1 protein-coding gene and 1 pseudogene are annotated in these 1,831 nt (G+C 42.9%); both read right to left on the bottom strand.

The annotated features are described in order from the left end of the window. Positions 1-690 (bottom strand): extracellular solute-binding protein (locus CHH60_RS25420; RefSeq protein ID WP_141236989.1); only part of this gene is annotated, 690 nt, incomplete at its 3' end. 348 nt (positions 691-1,038) lie between these two features. Further along, positions 1,039-1,831: pseudogene (locus CHH60_RS25415) on the bottom strand (extracellular solute-binding protein); the annotation flags it as partial.

Genomic DNA, 1,831 nt, shown 5'->3' with positions numbered 1-1,831 from the left:
CGCCGGGTTTGTTACGGTAATCATGATCTTCCAGTCATCCGCATTCAATGTCAGAGGAATGGTTGGCTGACCGTCAATCGTTGGATGTTTCTCATAGTAGGCTTTGAGTACATTCTCGTAATCCTCAAGTGTTTTCACCTCAGGGTAGCCTAGCTCCTTCAACACTTTTTGCTGAATTTCAAAACCACCTGTTGCGTCAAACGTCATATTATCTACACCCATATTGGTTGGAATCGTGTAGATGGATGGATCTTCCGTGCTGTATTTCAAACGATTCATCTGATCGCCATAGATTTTCTTCAGGTTCGGTGCATGCTCCTCAATCAAATCCGTGAGGTCAATCATCGCACCAGCATCTACAAGCTTAGACAAGTTACCTTTTGGGAAAATGATATCAGGATAATCACCGCTGGCAGCCATAAGACCAATTTTTTGATCGCCACCATTGTTTACATCGTATTCTGCTTCAATTGTAACGCCAGTTTGCTTGGTAATTTCCTTACCAACTGCATCTTGCATCTTGTTCCAAGTTGGACTTGCATCAGCACCAAAAAACGTAAATGTAACCGGATCGGTACCGTTTGAATCTTCAGAAGCGCTTTTGCTTCCCGAATTTCCGCAACCAGCAGTAACCAACAGCGCACTTGCGAGCATCAACATTGCAAAAGTCTTAGGTGTATTGCCTTTCATTTTGCCTCTCATTGTCTAGTTCCCCCTATTATTATGAAGGTTTTATCTGTATAACAGGCTAAGCCTGCGAATACCACTTTTGGAGCGCATTTCTGTATGCGCTTACCATAAGACCAATCCATACTTTTTGTAAGCCTAAAATATATTGTATGGCCAATTCATTTTAATGCTTCTAACAATCGTAAAACGTTTTCGAAACTTACTTTAAAACGCTTACTGAAAGTGCTTACATCAATGATTATATGCTATCCTACCCGTCCCGTCAACAACAAAAAAAGGCCTTTTTTCAAGGCCTCTTTCTATAGAACAAAAGCTTTAAATAATATTCCGATTTTCTGAAATTTTCAGTTATTTCACATCTTTACCAGTCCATAGGGCTACACGTTCCTTCACCCATACGGTGTACTGTTTCTCCATCTCTACTGCCCCTGCTTTGTCAAGTTCAGCCAGGAGGCTGTCATAGACTTGATCGAAGTTTTCAGGCTTCGCCAGAATAGCCTCAGGGATCCGTTTGCGGATGATATCCTGTGTTTTCTGGAATGTTACGTTGTAGTCTGTATCCGATGGAACCGGCATATTGTACGCAGCGCCCCAGTCTTTCAGCTTCAGTTCATCTTCGGATGGGAAGAAATCCTTCCATGTTGTAATACCATATGCTTTCAGCGTTTCCTTCTCAGCTGGAGTATAACCCGCTTGGATCTGTTCAGGGAAGTTGGTTGTGTAGTAATTGTCCGTAGAATCTTTTACCCCGTCGCCATATCTCGCGCTGAAGATGTTGTACAGACCAATACCAGTTTCTTTGGTAAATGCTGAATTGTCGTTAACTTTGCGATCCTGAACTTCGTCAGGAATGACACGTTTGCCGTTTTCAACATTATAGTGTTGACCTTCGATTCCCCAGTTTCTCAGCACTTGACCTTCATCTGAAGCAAGCCAATCCATGAATTTGATGATTCGTACCGGATCTTTGGCCGTTGTTGAAATCCCGATTCCGTATCCGTCGAATCCAGTTGGCTGGAATGTATGGTCCACGATATCCTCGTTCAGGGATACAGAGAAGTGAGCATACGTGCTGTCATCTTTGCCCGCTGCTTTGAGGGCATTTTCAGCTTCACCATAGTTCCAGTCCTGATCAATCAAA

The organism is Paenibacillus sp. 7523-1, assembly GCF_002276415.1.
Classification (GTDB): Bacteria; Bacillota; Bacilli; order Paenibacillales; family Paenibacillaceae; genus Paenibacillus; species Paenibacillus illinoisensis_A.
Note: the sequence above shows the minus strand (reverse complement) of the source record. Positions and strands in the feature narration are given on the sequence as shown.